This window comes from Symbiopectobacterium sp. Eva_TO (genome assembly GCF_053848865.1).
Genome location: NZ_JBSPEY010000004.1, coordinates 489,690 through 505,604 on the forward strand (window position 1 = coordinate 489,690; position 15,915 = coordinate 505,604).

Annotated in this window: 10 protein-coding genes and 9 pseudogenes; 8 read left to right on the forward strand and 11 right to left on the reverse strand. The window is 52.6% G+C overall.

What is annotated here, in order from left to right; genetic code table 11:
* The first annotated feature begins 23 nt into the window (after positions 1-23).
* A complete protein-coding gene (locus tag ACWWJF_RS04520) occupies positions 24-230 on the forward strand; it encodes a hypothetical protein (RefSeq protein ID WP_455868782.1) in 207 nt (68 codons plus the stop codon).
* 115 nt (positions 231-345) lie between these two features.
* Here ACWWJF_RS04520 and fpr read toward each other — a convergent pair whose 3' ends face one another.
* From fpr to ACWWJF_RS04540, 4 genes and pseudogenes are all read right to left on the reverse strand, one after another.
* Complete coding sequence (gene fpr / locus ACWWJF_RS04525; RefSeq protein WP_455870928.1) at positions 346-1,092, reverse strand: ferredoxin--NADP(+) reductase; 747 nt, start codon at positions 1,090-1,092, stop codon at positions 346-348.
* A 140-nt stretch (positions 1,093-1,232) separates the two neighbouring features.
* The gene (glpX, locus tag ACWWJF_RS04530; protein WP_455868783.1) at positions 1,233-2,243 is read right to left on the reverse strand and encodes a class II fructose-bisphosphatase; all 1,011 of its coding nucleotides are present in this window, start codon (positions 2,241-2,243) and stop codon (positions 1,233-1,235) included.
* A gap of 311 nt (positions 2,244-2,554) precedes the next feature.
* Positions 2,555-3,493 (reverse strand): annotated as a pseudogene (locus ACWWJF_RS04535) (MFS transporter); the annotation flags it as partial.
* A gap of 171 nt (positions 3,494-3,664) precedes the next feature.
* A pseudogene (locus tag ACWWJF_RS04540) lies at positions 3,665-4,018 on the reverse strand (MFS transporter); the annotation flags it as partial.
* A 370-nt stretch (positions 4,019-4,388) separates the two neighbouring features.
* Between ACWWJF_RS04540 and ACWWJF_RS04545 the strand changes: the two are divergent.
* The 5 genes and pseudogenes from ACWWJF_RS04545 to ACWWJF_RS04565 all read left to right on the forward strand — a co-directional run.
* A pseudogene (locus ACWWJF_RS04545) lies at positions 4,389-4,898 on the forward strand (SDR family NAD(P)-dependent oxidoreductase); the annotation flags it as partial.
* 83 nt (positions 4,899-4,981) lie between these two features.
* Positions 4,982-5,815 (forward strand): annotated as a pseudogene (locus ACWWJF_RS04550) (IS4 family transposase); the annotation flags it as partial.
* A gap of 180 nt (positions 5,816-5,995) precedes the next feature.
* Positions 5,996-6,493: pseudogene (locus ACWWJF_RS04555) on the forward strand (IS4 family transposase); the annotation flags it as partial.
* Between the two features lie 7 nt (positions 6,494-6,500).
* A pseudogene (locus ACWWJF_RS04560) lies at positions 6,501-6,806 on the forward strand (SDR family oxidoreductase); the annotation flags it as partial.
* Between the two features lie 25 nt (positions 6,807-6,831).
* Complete coding sequence (locus ACWWJF_RS04565) at positions 6,832-7,359, forward strand: gluconokinase (RefSeq protein WP_455868784.1); 528 nt, start codon at positions 6,832-6,834, stop codon at positions 7,357-7,359.
* Between the two features lie 50 nt (positions 7,360-7,409).
* On the opposite strand, the gene glpK is transcribed toward ACWWJF_RS04565, so the two are convergent.
* Both glpK and ACWWJF_RS04575 read right to left on the reverse strand, forming a co-directional pair.
* Positions 7,410-8,918, reverse strand: a complete 1,509-nt coding sequence (gene glpK / locus ACWWJF_RS04570; RefSeq protein WP_455868785.1) for a glycerol kinase GlpK — start codon at positions 8,916-8,918, stop codon at positions 7,410-7,412.
* Positions 8,919-8,971: 53 nt separating this feature from the next.
* Positions 8,972-9,608, reverse strand: a pseudogene (locus tag ACWWJF_RS04575) (MIP/aquaporin family protein); the annotation flags it as partial.
* 127 nt (positions 9,609-9,735) lie between these two features.
* Here ACWWJF_RS04575 and ACWWJF_RS04580 point away from each other — a divergent pair.
* Positions 9,736-11,067, forward strand: a complete 1,332-nt coding sequence (locus tag ACWWJF_RS04580; RefSeq protein ID WP_455868786.1) for an IS4 family transposase — start codon at positions 9,736-9,738, stop codon at positions 11,065-11,067.
* Positions 11,068-11,072: 5 nt separating this feature from the next.
* On the opposite strand, the pseudogene ACWWJF_RS04585 reads toward ACWWJF_RS04580, so the two are convergent.
* A pseudogene (locus ACWWJF_RS04585) lies at positions 11,073-11,285 on the reverse strand (aquaporin); the annotation flags it as partial.
* 527 nt (positions 11,286-11,812) lie between these two features.
* On the opposite strand from ACWWJF_RS04585, the gene zapB reads away from it, so the two are divergent.
* Positions 11,813-12,052, forward strand: a complete 240-nt coding sequence (gene zapB, locus ACWWJF_RS04590; protein ID WP_455868787.1) for a septal ring assembly protein ZapB — start codon at positions 11,813-11,815, stop codon at positions 12,050-12,052.
* 65 nt (positions 12,053-12,117) lie between these two features.
* Here the strand turns inward: zapB and rraA are convergent, their stop codons facing one another.
* From rraA to hslV, 4 genes and pseudogenes are all read right to left on the reverse strand, one after another.
* Positions 12,118-12,603 (reverse strand): ribonuclease E activity regulator RraA, encoded by a 486-nt coding sequence (gene rraA / locus ACWWJF_RS04595; protein ID WP_291970419.1) that lies wholly within the window; start codon positions 12,601-12,603, stop codon positions 12,118-12,120.
* A gap of 107 nt (positions 12,604-12,710) precedes the next feature.
* Positions 12,711-13,501: pseudogene (locus ACWWJF_RS04600) on the reverse strand (1,4-dihydroxy-2-naphthoate polyprenyltransferase); the annotation flags it as partial.
* Positions 13,502-13,962: 461 nt separating this feature from the next.
* Positions 13,963-15,294, reverse strand: coding sequence for an HslU--HslV peptidase ATPase subunit (gene hslU / locus ACWWJF_RS04605; RefSeq protein ID WP_455868788.1), 1,332 nt, complete (start codon positions 15,292-15,294; stop codon positions 13,963-13,965).
* A gap of 11 nt (positions 15,295-15,305) precedes the next feature.
* Complete coding sequence (hslV, locus tag ACWWJF_RS04610; RefSeq protein WP_195313083.1) at positions 15,306-15,836, reverse strand: ATP-dependent protease subunit HslV; 531 nt, start codon at positions 15,834-15,836, stop codon at positions 15,306-15,308.
* Positions 15,837-15,915 lie beyond the last annotated feature (79 nt).

Below are 15,915 nucleotides of genomic sequence, written 5' to 3' on the forward strand. Positions count from 1 at the left end.
CGATAAAAATATGCCGTCACGTTGTGGCCAAGCAGGAGAGTAGCCTGGAGGCGGTAATCACCAACACCAGTTGTGAACCTGCACAACGCCTTAAAATTTTACTTAAAAGCATGTTACTGGAAGGTGGAGTTGAGCCTAAAACAGGCTGGTATACTGTGCCGCTGACGTTGACCCATGAGGAATATGGCCAGATCATCAACGTGACTCGCGTCACCATTTCAGCTGTTTGATGATGTGTATGACTGGCTTAGTTATTTTTCTGAAAAATAACCTTTCATTACCGCGTAAAAAACACCGTGTTGCCTATACGGGCAGATAGTTGTAAGCCAGCCACACCGAATCTTCTCACCAATAATGCTCACTGGTAATATGCCCCGGGCGGCGACGCAGGTGCTTGGTCATCTCCCGTTGTTCTTTCAGGCATTGCTGGGTATCGCGCACCATTTGCGGGTTACCGCACAGCATCACATGGCTGGTTTGCGCATTGAGTGGCAACCCGACCGCCTTCTCCAACGCTCCGCTGCTGATAAGCGCCGGAACGCGTCCTGTCAGTGAGCCTACCTGTGTTTCCCGGCTGATGACCGTTTGTATCCGCAGTTTATCGCCGTAACGCTGCTGTAGCTGCTGCATCTTGGGTAAGTAGCTAAGGTCATTGGCAAAACGCGCCGCGTGCACTAATACGATGTGCTTGAAACGCTCCAGATCTTTCCCTTCCTCTAAAATCGACAGATAAGGGCCGATAGCGGTGCCGGTCGCAAGCATCCACAGCGTGTCACAGTCAGGGATTTCTTCCAGTACAAAGAAACCTGCCGCCTCTTTGGTGATTTCCAGTGGCATTCCGGGTTGCAGAGCATGCAAATGCGGGCTGAGCTTGCCGTCCGGCACCGTGACCAGATAAAACTCAAGAATGGGATTACTGGGGGCATTCACGTAGGAATAGGCGCGTTGAATGCGTTCGCCGCCAATTTCCAATCCCAGTTTGGTGTACTGGCCCGCAGTGAACGCGGCAATCGGCGCCTGAACCTGAATGCTGAAAAGGCTGTCCGTCCAATTTGTTACCTGAATAACGTTACCGGTTACCCACTCTGCCATAGTGCTGTGCTCCTGATGTTTTTCGGCCACTCAGGCCATCCCCTTACAAAACTGTGCGTCAGGGGAGAGGGCCTTTACGATACGCGATTTTTTAACAACAGTGAAACAATCAATACAATAGACGTTGTGCATTCATGCTATTACAGCAGGAAGTCATGCAACGCGGGATCTTTGCGATCGAGATAATGTGTTGAACGAATACGCCGGATGGTGCGTGATTTGCCGCGAATCAGCAGGGTTTCGGTGGTGGCGATGTTACCCTGACGGGCAATCCCTTCCAACAGGTCGCCTGTGGTGATGCCGGTAGCCGAGAAGATCACGTTGTCATTACGCGCCATATCGCTCAGAGTGAGTACACGTCCGGCTTCGATCCCCATTTCCGCACAACGTTCCAGCTCGCGCTCGCCCAAACGGCGGTTTTCCTCACTGTCCCCTTTAACCTGGTGACGAGCCAGCAGGTGACCTTGCATATCGCCATCCAGCGCACGGATCACCGCAGCGGAAATCACCCCTTCCGGCGCGCCGCCGATGCCATACATCACATCGACTTCGCTGTCAGGCATCCAGGTCAGAATTGAGGCCGCGACATCACCGTCGGGAATAGCAAACACTTTCACGCCCAGTTGTTGCATCTCGGCAATCACCCCATCGTGGCGAGGTTTCGCCAGTGTGATCACCGTAAGCTGCTGTAACGGTTTGCCAATTTTGATGGCGATGTTGCGCAGATTATCCGCTAGTGGCAGTGCCAGATTGATAGCAGCTTTGGCCTGAGGGCCGACGATCAGCTTTTCCATGTACATGTCGGGCGCGTGCAGAAAGGTATCTTTTTCACCGACGGCCAGTACGGCAAGCGCATTGGCTTGCCCCATCGCCGTCATTCGTGTGCCTTCAATGGGATCGACGGCGATATCCACCGCATCGCCCACGCCGGTGCCGACTTGCTCACCGATGTAAAGCATGGGGGCTTCGTCGATCTCGCCTTCACCGATCACGATCTGCCCGTTGATATCAACCTGAATGAGCATGATGCGCATGGCCTGCACCGCCGCACCATCGGCGGCATTTTTATCGCCACGGCCAAGCCATTTGTAGCATGCCCGCGCGGCAGCTTCTGTCACGCGGGAAAACTCAATCGCCAATTCACGTTTCATGGATACCTGTCTGTTGTGTAATAGGAAAAGAAGGAATGGAGCGCGATTTTACCACACTCGCTGCGGGCGGGAGCTGGATGATATCAAGGGAGTGGCGAATGCGTTAGGCGTAATAAGTAAGGGCCGTGCAGACAAAGCCTCTTTATGCTGCGTCATCCTCGGCGCAAGCCGGGGATCTCTGCCAGAAGAAACGTGTGTAATCTGCAAGAGATTCCCACCTGTGTGGGAATGACAGAGGTAGGTGGGAATGACTGTTTTAGGTAAATGGATCAGCCGCGTTGACGCCGCTCAGCAGAGCGGCGTCATGAGTATTAACGGTGTGAAGCGGCGAGTTGCGCTTTTTTTTCACTGCCCGGCGCTTTAACCGTAATGGTTAATACCACAGAGAGCAGCAAAGCAACGGCCATAAAGCTATAGGACATGCTTGGGTTGCCGGTAATGCCGTTGAGGTAGCCGACCAGCCAGGCCCCGAGGAATGCGCCCAGTGCACCAAAGCTGTTGATCAAACCAATCGATACCACAGAAACGTTTTTAGGCAACAGTTCAGGAATCAGCGCGAAGAACGGACCATAGGGGCCGTACATGCAGGCAGCCGCAACCACTAGCAGCGCATAAGACACCCAGAAGTGCTGCGCGCCAATGGCGTAAGAGGTGAAGAAGGCTAACGATGCGATCAACAGCAGGGGCCAGATAAAGAGCTTACGGTTTTGCATTTTGTCCGACAGCCAGGAGACCGTCAGCATCAGCACGATGGCAGCAAAGTAAGGCAGTGCCGAGAGCCAGCCGACGGAAACGATATCCAGAGAGGCCGCCGATTTGAGGATTGACGGCATCCACATCATAAAGCCGTAAACCCCGATGCTCCACAAAGCATGAACGGCACACAGAATAATCACATTGCGTGAACGCAAAGCTTCACCATAGTTGCGTACCGGCTTGATGTTCTTCTGCTCCGCATCCATCACCGCCTGGAAATCCGCCTTTTCCTGAGCACTCATCCAGGTGACTTCAGAGGGCTTATCACGTACCAGGAACCACCAGATAAATGCCCAGATAATCGCCGGCGCGCCTTCGATAATGAACATTTCACGCCAGCCGAACGCATTGATCAGGTAGCCGGAGACGATGGACATCCACAGCACGGTGACCGGATTGCCCAATACCAGAAAGGTGTTGGCGCGCGAACGTTCCTCTTTGGTGAACCAGGTGCTGATGTAAATCAGCATGGAGGGCATCACCGCCGCTTCTACCCATATCGTTATACACATCTTTCTAACGCACTGTTTAATCAATGAGTTACGGGTTTATCTCAGAGTGGCATTTTGAACCTCAAAAAGCCAATGGGATGGCTTGAATGCCTTAATTCACGGGGTTCTGAGCATCCTGTTCAAAAAATGGCCAAAAGATGTGTATAACGATATGGCTTCTACCACGCCGAGGATGAAACGGATCACCATCAGCATCGGGATATTATTGACCAACCCCGTGGTGGCGGCACACAACCCCCACAAGATCAGGCTGACAAAAATCAGTTTGCGCACGCTGCGTTTAACGGCGTAAATGGAGCCCGGAACCTGAAAGAAGAAATAGCCGAGAAAGAACAGCGCGCCAATCAGTGAAGACGTTCCCTTGCTGATGCCCAAATCCACCTCAATACCGGATGCGGCCGCGAAACCATAATTGGCGCGATCGAGATAGGCGAGGCTATAGGTAATAAAAATGATGGGCATTAAATACCACCAACGCTGAACAGCTAATTTTTTAGTAGTCATCATGGTTACCTGTTTATTTTGCATTGTTATCATCTGCATCTTATCGTGCAGCAGGATAATGTTGAAAAACATTCCTGGATGCCAAATTAAATGATAAGGCAGGCTTTGTTGAATAATAGGGAATCGTGCTGTTTTACTATGCCCATTTTGGTAGAAAATGCTTATCACCTCAGGCATTCCGTTTTCTCATGATGCTTAACTGCATGATTTTACGTTGCTGGAAACAATCGTTTTACTGGGCTGGTAGCATAAAATCTGTTTATTCAACAAAGCCCCCCACACGATCACTTATTGAGCCTTCTTTTCTGCGGGCTTTGAGTTTCTTATCGCTATCAATAGGACAAGCCGTTCTATTATTTATCGGGAAAGCATAATGAAAGATCTTTTTTCGTTAACAAATAAAAAAGTCCTTATTACGGGTTCAGCGCAGGGTATTGGTTTTCTGTTGGCGCAAGGTTTAGCCGAGCAAGGTGCTGATATTATTATCAACGATATTACTGACGATCGTGCCCAACATGCTGCCAGCCAATTACGTGATGCTGGGTTTGTGGCTGATGCCTGCGCCTTTGATGTGACCAACGGTCAGGCGGTTAATAACGCCATTGCTGATATTGAAGAAAATATTGGCGCAATTGACGTGCTAATAAATAATGCCGGCATCCAACGCCGTCACCCTTTCACTGAGTTTCCTGAAAATGAATGGGATGCGGTGATCGACGTCAATCAGAAATCCGTGTTTCTGGTTTTTCAGGCGGTATCTCGCTTTATGGTGAAACGGCAACGCGGCAAGATTATTAATATCTGCTCAATGCAGAGTGAGCTTGGGCGGGACACCATTACCCACCTCGTTATACACAAGTCCGCAACGCCTTATATGCCAAGGGTTAGCGGGCTGAAATAGGCAGCCGGTGGGGTTGTAAATGAAGTGAAACCGACGTGTACTATCGCCATTTACGGCGCTGAAAAATGACACGAGATTCAGATGGCTGGGCACACCAAGAACTGGAAGGGGTAAATCTTGGTGACACGAGGCTCAATAAGCGCGCCAAAGGGCTTTTGATACGGCTGGCTGAGAATCCGCAAGCCAGCATTCCGCATGCGTGCCTCGGATGGTCTGAGACGCTGGGTGCTTACCGCTTCATGGAGAACCAAGCATTCGAATGGCGAGACATTCTGCAACCTCACTGGCAGCGTACGCAGGAAAGGATCCGAGAACACGAGGTTGTGCTGTGTATCCAAGACACTACCGAGCTTGACTTCAACGGGCAGCAAATCCAAGGCTTGGGTCCCTTGAACTACGAAGCCAGGCGTGGTCTGTACCTGCATCCGACCTACGCGGTCAGTCCGGATCGCGTGGGGTTGGGCGTACTGGATGCGTGGATGTGGGCAAGAGAGCCGAAGGATGCAGACGGAAAACGCGATGGGCTCAAGGAGAGTACGCGCTGGCTCGAGGGATACGAGCGAGTTGCTGAACTCGCCTCGGAGTTGCCAAACACACGTCTGGTGTACTTAGCCGATCGCGAAGCGGATATCAAGGCGTTGATGCAGCTCGCTGATGACCTTGGCACTCCGGCTGACTGGTTGATCCGCTCGACTCATAATCGCAGTCTGGACTGTAATGAGAAGCTTTGGCAGAAGGTTGGAAAGACCGTGCCGGTGGGAGAAATCCAATTCGTTATGGCGGCTCGCGCGGGGCAGAAGGTGCGTACGGTGAAACAGGCGCTGCGCGTGAAGCGAGTGTCGCTGCGTTGCGGGTTGGCAGTGACTTGTGTGATAGCCAAGGAAATTGAGCCGCCAGCAGGCGTGAAGCCATATCGTTATACACATCGTTCTAACGCACTGTTTAATCAATGAGTTACGGGTTTATCTCAGAGTGGCATTTTGAACCTCAAAAAGCCAATGGGATGGCTTGAATGCCTTAATTCACGGGGTTCTGAGCATCCTGTTCAAAAAATGGCCAAAAGATGTGTATAACGATATGGCGTGAAGCCGGTCGAGTGGCGGTTGCTGAGCAATCGCGTACCTGAAGGACGAGAAGATATCGTGGAGCTGATCGACTGGTATCGGGCTAGATGGGAAATCGAGATGTTCTTCAATGTGCTGAAGAACGGCTGCTGTGTCGAAGCGTTACAGTTATCGACCGTGGATCGCATTGAGCGGGCATTGGCGCTGTTCATGATCGTGGCATGGCGCATCGCCTATTTAATGCGTATGGGACGAACCTGTCCAGAGCTGGACGCAATGTTGTTCTTTGATTCCGACGAGACTCATGGAGCTTACCTACTGATGAACAAGCGTATGCCCAAGGGCCGCCCTAAGCTAAACGAAGTATTGCGCTTAGTTGCGCAACTGGGAGGCTTTCTTGCTCGAAAAGGCGACGGTGAACCAGGCGCAAAAACTATCAGGAAAGGCTTGCAGAAAGTCATGACGGCCGCCGAAACGCTACGCGCGCTCAGGCACGAACAGAGATGTGTATAACGAGGTGACCATTACCCCCTATGCCGCCTCTAAAGGGGCGGTGAAAATGCTGACGCGTGGTATGTGCGTTGAACTTGCGCGTTATAACATTCAGGTCAATGGCATTGCGCCGGGTTATTTCAAAACCGACATGACCAAAGCGCTGGTCGAGGATGAAGCCTTTACCCAATGGCTGCGTAAACGTAAGCCCGCGGCGCGCTGGGGTAACCCGGAAGAGCTGATCGGCGCGGCGGTTTATCTCTCCTCACGGGCATCTGATTTTGTTAACGGACATCTGTTTTTTGTTGATGGCGGCATGCTGGTTGCCGTTTAAGCACGCGGTGTAACAAGGAGCCGTTATGGCAGGACAATGCGTGGTGATCATGGGCGTATCCAGCACGGGAAAATCGAGCGTGGGTGCGCAGTTGGCACAGCGGTTAGGGGCCAAGTTCATTGATGGTGACGATCTGCACCCGCGTCACAATATTCTCAAGATGTCACAAGGGCTGGCGCTGAATTATGATGACCGTGAACCTTGGCTTGAGCGGTTGAACGATGTGATCTTCAGCCTGCAACAAAAGAATGAGACAGGCGTTCTGGTCTGTTCATCGCTGAAAAAACGCTACCGCGATCGGCTGAGGAAGGAAAATCACGGTATTACCTTTCTCTGGCTGACGGGAGATTACGCGCTGGTGCTAGCGCGTATGCAGCAGCGTAAAGGCCATTTCATGCCGGAAAGTTTGCTGAAAAGTCAGTTTATGGCGTTGGAAACGCCACAGGCGGACGAACCGGATGTGGTGGCGATAGATATCGCTGTACCCGTCGACGGTGTGGTACAGCGCTGCATCAATGCGCTGACGCCTGAGCGATTACCCGTTGCCGGTTAATAAAAAAGGGCGCAGCTATCTCTGCGCCCTTGCGGTTTTCCCTACGGGAATTATTCGTGATCTTCCCACGCTTGAGCTCGTGCCACGGCTTTCTTCCAGCCGCTGTAACGATAGTTACGCTCCACGGTTTCAATGCTGGGGCGGAATTCACGTTCAATCGTTGCCTTGCTCTTCACTTCATCCAAATCATTCCAGAACCCGGTAGCCAGACCTGCCAGGAACGCAGCACCCAGTGCGCTAGATTCGCGCACTTCAGGGCGTTCTACGCGGGTGCCGAGGATATCTGACTGGAACTGCATCAGGAAGTTGTTGGCAACCGCACCGCCGTCAACGCGCAGTGATTGCAGACGTGTGCCTGAATCCGCCTGCATGGCATCCAGTACGTCACGCGTTTGATACGCAATGGATTCCAGCGTAGCGCGGATGATGTGGTTGGAGTTCACGCCGCGCGTCAGGCCGAAGATGGCACCACGGGCATACTGGTCCCAATACGGTGCGCCCAGCCCGGTAAAGGCAGGAACCACGTAGACGCCGTTGGAATCTTTCACCTTGGTGGCGAAGTATTCGGAGTCCATGGATTCACCGATCAGTTTCAGCTCATCACGCAGCCATTGAATAGAGGCTCCACCCATGAACACGGAACCTTCCAGCGCGTAGTTCACTTCGCCACGCGGGCCACAGGCGATGGTGGTCAGCAGGCCATGCTGGGATTTTACCGGCTCTTTACCGGTGTTCATCAGCAGGAAGCAACCAGTACCGTAGGTGTTTTTCGCCATACCCGGCTGAACGCAAAGTTGGCCGTAAAGCGCTGCTTGCTGGTCGCCTGCGATACAGGCGATAGGAATACGCGTGCCGCCTTTACCGCTGATGTTGGTTTGACCGTAGACTTCGGAAGAAGGACGCACTTGCGGCAGCATAACGCGTGGAATATCCAGCGCTTCCAGCATGCGGTCGTCCCAGTCCAGCGTCTTGATGTTGAACAGCATGGTACGCGAGGCGTTGGTGTAATCGGTGACGTGTACGCGGCCTTGTGTCATTTTCCAAATCAGCCAGGTATCAATCGTGCCGAACAGCAGTTCGCCACGTTTGGCGCGCTCGCGAGCCCCTTCCACGTTGTCCAGAATCCACTTCACCTTTGTGCCGGAGAAGTAAGGGTCAACCACCAGACCGGTGTTGGTACGGATATAATCTTCCAGGCCTTGTTTTTTCAGGGTTTCACAAATATCAGCGGTACGGCGGCACTGCCATACGATAGCGTTGTAAACCGGTTTGCCCGTCTCTTTTTCCCACACCACCGTGGTTTCACGCTGGTTGGTGATACCGATACCGGCGACTTCATCAGAGCTGATATCGGCTTTGGCCAGCACTTCAACCAGCGTGGCGCTTTGCGTTGCCCAGATTTCCATTGGGTCGTGTTCAACCCAGCCTGCTTTGGGGTAAATCTGGGTGAATTCGCGCTGGGAGATGGCGATGATGTTGGCATCATGATCGAGTATGACGGCGCGGGAGCTGGTAGTACCCTGATCCAGCGCGACAATGTATTTTTTTTCCGATGTCATAGGTTCTAATCCTGTTGTGTAGCGGGTAAAAAAGCGTATGCCGTGGGAGTCGCTTAGCGTGCTTCAGTGCGCTGCGTTTCTTTGTCTTCTACTTCGCAGACATCGCAAGGCAAATTACGGCCAATCAGGGCGCGGTAGCCGAAAGCGCCCAGGGATGCCCCAATGATTGGTCCGAAAATCGGCACGAGGAAATACGGAATATCACGCGCGCCGGTGAAGGCCACTTGTCCCCAGCCTGCCAGATAGGCAAACAGCTTAGGACCGAAGTCACGTGCGGGGTTTAACGCAAACCCAGTCAACGGACCCATGGAGGCACCAATTACTGCGATCAAGATACCGATTCAGCAGCGGCGCTAACGGACCGCGTGGCACGCCGTTGCCATCGTCGGTGAGCGCCAGAATCAAACACATCAGTACGGCGGTGATGACCATTTCCACCACAAAGGCCTGGAATACGGAAATCTGCGGGTGCGGATATGTCGAGAACGTGCCCGCCAGATTTAAACTTTCCACACTACCGCGCACGATGTTGTGAGTCTGTTCAAAATCTGCGAACAAATTGTGATAAAGACCGTATACCAACGCGGCGGCGCAGAAGGCACCTGCTACCTGCGCAATGATGTAAGGAATCACCTTGCGCGCGTCGAAGCAGGCAAACAGCCACAGGGCGATGGTAACTGCCGGGTTAAGGTCACCTCGTTATACACAAGTCCGCAACGCCTTATATGCCAAGGGTTAGCGGGCTGAAATAGGCAGCCGGTGGGGTTGTAAATGAAGTGAAACCGACGTGTACTATCGCCATTTACGGCGCTGAAAAATGACACGGGATTCAGATGGCTGGGCACACCAAGAACTGGAAGGGGTAAATCTTGGTGACACGAGGCTCAATAAGCGTGCCAAAGGGCTTTTGATACGGCTGGCTGAGAATCCGCAAGCCAGCATTCCGCATGCGTGCCTCGGATGGTCTGAGACGCTGGGTGCTTACCGCTTCATGGAGAACCAAGCATTCGAATGGCGAGACATTCTGCAACCTCACTGGCAGCGTACGCAGGAAAGGATCCGAGAACACGAGGTTGTGCTGTGTATCCAAGACACTACCGAGCTTGACTTCAACGGGCAGCAAATCCAAGGCTTGGGTCCTTTGAACTACGAAGCCAGGCGTGGTCTGTACCTGCATCCGACCTACGCGGTCAGTCCGGATCGCGTGGGGTTGGGCGTACTGGATGCGTGGATGTGGGCAAGAGAGCCGAAGGATGCAGACGGAAAACGCGATGGGCTCAAGGAGAGTACGCGCTGGCTCGAGGGATACGAGCGAGTTGCTGAACTCGCCTCGGAGTTGCCAAACACACGTCTGGTGTACTTAGCCGATCGCGAAGCGGATATCAAGGCGTTGATGCAGCTCGCTGATGACCTTGGCACTCCGGCTGACTGGTTGATCCGCTCGACTCATAATCGCAGTCTGGACTGTAATGAGAAGCTTTGGCAGAAGGTTGGAAAGACCGTGCCGGTGGGAGAAATCCAATTCGTTATGGCGGCTCGCGCGGGGCAGAAGGCGCGTACGGTGAAACAGGCGCTGCGCGTGAAGCGAGTGTCGCTGCGTTGCGGGTTGGCAGTGACTTGTGTGATAGCCAAGGAAATTGAGCCGCCAGCAGGCGTGAAGCCGGTCGAGTGGCGGTTGCTGAGCAATCGCGTACCTGAAGGACGAGAAGATATCGTGGAGCTGATCGACTGGTATCGGGCTAGATGGGAAATCGAGATGTTCTTCAATGTGCTGAAGAACGGCTGCTGTGTCGAAGCGTTACAGTTATCGACCGTGGATCGCATTGAGCGGGCATTGGCGCTGTTCATGATCGTGGCATGGCGCATCGCCTATTTAATGCGTATGGGACGAACCTGTCCAGAGCTGGACGCAATGTTGTTCTTTGATTCCGACGATACTCATGGAGCTTACCTACTGATGAACAAGCGTATGCCCAAGGGCCGCCCTAAGCTAAACGAAGTATTGCGCTTAGTTGCGCAACTGGGAGGCTTTCTTGCTCGAAAAGGCGACGGTGAACCAGGCGCAAAAACTATCAGGAAAGGCTTGCAGAAAGTCATGACGGCCGCCGAAACGCTACGCGCGCTCAGGCACGAACAGAGATGTGTATAACGATATGGGTTAAGGTGGGCACCGGAAATAGCAGCAGTCAGGTAGACCGCCATGGCGACGCCTAAACCCCAGACGGCGCTGATTTCCCATTGACCGAAGCTGGCACCGGCAAGTTTTAATGCTGCCACGCAACCCACTCCAAAGATGATTAGCAGACCGGTGCCGAGAAACTCGGCGATATATTGGCCTTTTAAGGTTGGCACTCTCGATTGACTCATAATGGTTTCCTGTTTACGGGGCTACAGAGTAATGTTCAGGCCGCTGACATAGAGCGACCCTGTATAAATGTGTGGACGATGTGAATTTATCGTTAATGTTCGAAAACGAGAAATATCGAAATCAAAATGTGTGTTGTTAGTCATAAAAATGAGCGTATTCGCCTATCAAAGCGCTGCTGTACGGTTACTTACGCCCGTTTCATGTTAATGACGGCGTTAACGTTGTTAACATGAGCGCGAGTGGGCAGAAGGGTAGCGTGCAAATTATTACGCAAGCAAGCACGTAATTTCAGTTTGCACTGATTGTTGCGCTTAAAAAAACGATCAAGACTCCCATCAGAGTGGATGGCTGCTAGACAGCGCCCTGACAGCCCCATACAATTTACCTATACACTGAACGAAAGAGACGTGCTGGTGGAGTGCCATCCTCAACGCAAGCGTGATAGCGAGCGTATGTGAAGCGGGATTGGCATGGGAAGGGGAGATAGTACGCCTCATTGGTGCCTTGCGATTAAAGGGGTTGAAGAATGTCATTTGAAGTGTTTGAGAAACTGGAAGCCAAAGTTCAGCAAGCGATTGATACCATTACATTATTGAAAATGGAAATCGAAGAGTTGAAGGAAAAGAACGGTCAGTTGAGCCAGGAAGTGCAGCAGGCCGCTGAGTCCCGTGAAACGCTGGTGCGTGAAAACGAACACTTGAAAGAAGAACAGGTTGTCTGGCAGGAACGCCTACGCGCGCTGTTGGGCAAGATGGAAGAAGTCTAAGCGAGAAATGCAAAAGTCAAAAAAGGGCACAGTGCGCCCTTTTTTATCAATATATTACTGCCGAACTATTCGATATCCAGTGGATCTTCCGACAGGATAATGCCGGTATTGTCGGCATACAGATGATCGCCGGAGAAAAAGGTCACACCGCCGAAATTGACACGAATATCGCTTTCGCCAACTCCTTCGCTGGCGGCACCCACCGGAATAGCGGCCATGGCCTGAATGCCGATATCCAACTCTTCCAGATCGTCCACCTGGCGCACCGCACCGTAAACCACGATGCCTTCCCAGGCGTTTTGTGTCGCCAGACGGGCCAGTTCAGCATCGATTAACGCACGACGCACAGAACCGCCGCCATCCACCAGAAGTACACGACCTACGCCGCTCTCTTCCAGCACATCGTAGAGGATGCCGTTATCCTCAAAGCATTTCACCGTGGTGATTTTGCCACCAAAGGAAGTGCGTCCTCCAAAGTTGGAAAACAGAGGTTCAACAACGTTCACCTCTTCGTGATAGATATCGCACAGCTCGGAAGTATCGTATTTCATCGGATTTACGTCAGTTTGCCGCCGGGATCCTGAGTATATCCCTTAAAGGCAAGTGTTGGCAAAATCATCAAATGTTAACTTGATGCGTATCAGTAAATATTCGCCGCTTAGCTGAGCGTCACACCCACAGCAAACAGCAAATTGGTCAACAGCGCGCCCTTGACGGTTTTTTCCAACATGGGGCGCATGCTGAACGGACTGATTTCACGGCGCACATAGGCTGCCTGCTTGAGCAGTAGCGGCAGGGTCAGGATAAACAGCCAGCCAGCGTGTGCAGATAAAACATGGCAAACAGGGCCAGGCACAGCGGCGCGGTCAGCAACAGCAGGGAATGGTAGCACCGGGCACGCTGCGCTCCGAGGCGAACGGCCAGCGTGTTTTTACCGCTGAGACGATCGTTGTCGATATCGCGTAAATTGTTGATGTTCAGCACCGCAGTAGCGAGCAGACCACAGGCGGTGGCGGGCAGCATAACGATGCTGTCAAAATGGCCGGTTTGCAGGTAATAGGAGCCTGCGACGCTGAGCCAGCCAAAGAAAATCATGACGGATATGTCCCCCAGTCCCATATAACCGTAGGGTTTGTTGCCCACGGTATAGGTAATGGCGGCGACCATCGCCAGCACCCCGAGGATCAGAAAGCCGATGATATCCGACGGTTTTTCGCACGCCATGATGACCAGCGACAGCCCGGACACGATGGTTAGCACCACGGTGACGATCAGCGCCATGCGCAACTGCGACAGCGAGATAACGCCAGTTTGGATGCCGCGCAAAGGCCCGATACGGGTTTCGGTATCACTGCCTTTTACCGCATCACCGTAATCGTTCGCCAGATTGGAGAGGATTTGCAGCAGTCCGGCGGTCAGTAGCGCCAGCAGAGCGATACCCGGTTTAAAACATATCGTTATACACATCTTTTGGCCATTTTTTGAACAGGATGCTCAGAACCCCGTGAATTAAGGCATTCAAGCCATCCCATTGGCTTTTTGAGGTTCAAAATGCCACTCTGAGATAAACCCGTAACTCATTGATTAAACAGTGCGTTAGAACGATGTGTATAACGATATGGGTTTAAAATTGTTGTGACAACTAGCGATGGCGGAGCCCGTCACAATAGACGCAAACGCCAATGGAAGCGTTTTCGGACGCAAGCTGTCCAGCCAAGCTTTGGTTTTGCTGCTTTGCGTTGATAAGATCATGATACGTTTCGTTTTTTCAATGCAATGTCTGTCGCATGCATGTGTTAATGAGAAGTCCAGTCCATGAGCGCTGGCCATAAACGCAAATGGGGTGCATCAGCCTCCCATCACTTGCCAAACAGAGCGTTTGCGCAACAGGACAATCCGAATTGTAGTGATTATAAGATAAAACGGCTCAGATCTTCATCTGCTACGAGCTCGTCAAGATGACTACGCACGTATTCTGCGTCCACGGTAACAGTTTGGCCGCTCATTTCGCTGGCATCGTAAGAGATTTCTTCGATCAAACGCTCCAAAACAGTGTGCAGACGACGTGCGCCGATGTTTTCGGTGCGCTCGTTGACCTGCCAGGCTGCTTCGGCAATCCGGCGAATGCCGTCCGTCGTGAAGACGATATCCACGCCTTCCGTCGCCAGCAACGCTTTGTACTGTTCCGTCAGTGATGCGCTTGGCTCCGTCAGGATGCGTTCGAAATCTTCCGTGGTCAGCGCTTGCAGCTCAACGCGGATAGGTAAACGCCCTTGCAGCTCGGGGATCAGATCCGACGGGCTGGAGACCTTGAACGCACCGGAGGCGATAAACAGGATGTGATCGGTTTTCACCATGCCGTGTTTGGTGGAGACCGTACAGCCTTCCACCAGCGGCAGCAGATCGCGCTGTACCCCTTCACGAGAGACCTCCGGGCCGGAGGTTTCCCCGAGTTTGCAGATTTTATCGATCTCATCGATAAACACGATACCGTGTTGCTCAACGGACTCGATAGCCTGCTGTTTCAGCTCTTCTGGGTTTACCAGTTTGGCGGCTTCTTCTTCAACCAGCAGCTTGAAGGCATCTTTGATTTTCATCTTGTGCGCTTTCTGCTTTTGACCCGCCAGATTCTGGAACATGGACTGCAACTGATTGGTCATCTCTTCCATGCCGGGAGGGGCCATGATTTCAACGCCCATCGGGGTAGCTGCCAGATTGATTTCAATTTCTTTGTCATCTAACTGTCCTTCACGCAATTTTTTGCGGAAGGCCTGACGCGCCGCAGATGGTTCTTGCGGCTCTTCCGGCTGACCCCAGTTATTTTTTGCCGGGGGAATCAGCGCATCCAGAATGCGTTCTTCGGCCATCTCTTCAGCGCGGAAGCGGTTTTTTTCCAGCGATTGCTGGCGCATCATTTTGATGGCCGCATCCGTCAGATCGCGAATGATGGAGTCCACTTCTTTACCAACATAGCCAACTTCAGTGAATTTAGTGGCTTCCACTTTGATAAACGGGGCGTTGGCCAGTTTGGCCAGACGACGGGCAATCTCAGTTTTACCGACGCCGGTCGGCCCGATCATCAGAATGTTCTTGGGGGTCACTTCATGGCGTAACGCGTCGGAAAGCTGCATACGGCGCCAGCGGTTACGCAATGCGATTGCCACCGCACGTTTGGCCTTGTGCTGACCGATGATGTAGCTGTCGAGCTCGCTAACGATTTCGCGCGGGGTCATTTCAGACATGATGTCATTCCTTACGCCTTGGAGGCTAATTCTTCAATCGTGTGGAACTGATTGGTGTAGATGCAGATATCGCCTGCGATACCCAGCGACTTTTCAACAATCTCGCGCGCGCTGAGCTCGGTGTTCTCCAGCAGCGCTCTGGCTGCGGCTTGCGCATACGGGCCGCCAGAACCGATAGCAATCAAATCGTTTTCCGGTTGAATTACATCGCCGTTACCGGTGATGATAAGCGACGCGTTTTCGTCTGCGACGGCCAGCAGTGCCTCCAGACGGCGTAGCATACGGTCGGTGCGCCAGTCTTTTGCCAATTCCACGGCGGCCTTGACCAGGTGGCCTTGATGCAGTTCCAGCTTGCGTTCAAACAGCTCGAACAGCGTAAAGGCGTCAGCGGTGCCGCCCGCAAAGCCCGCGATCACGTTGTCGTTGTACAGGCGACGTACTTTGCGCACGTTGCCCTTCATGACCGTGTTTCCTAATGTGGCTTGGCCGTCGCCGCCAATCACCACGTGGCCGTTGCGACGAACACTTACTATAGTTGTCACGCGTCGATCCCCCGCTAGATAAGGAAAAAGAACCCCACAGTGCTGTGGGGCATATTAATGTTGTAGATGGGGGAGCGCT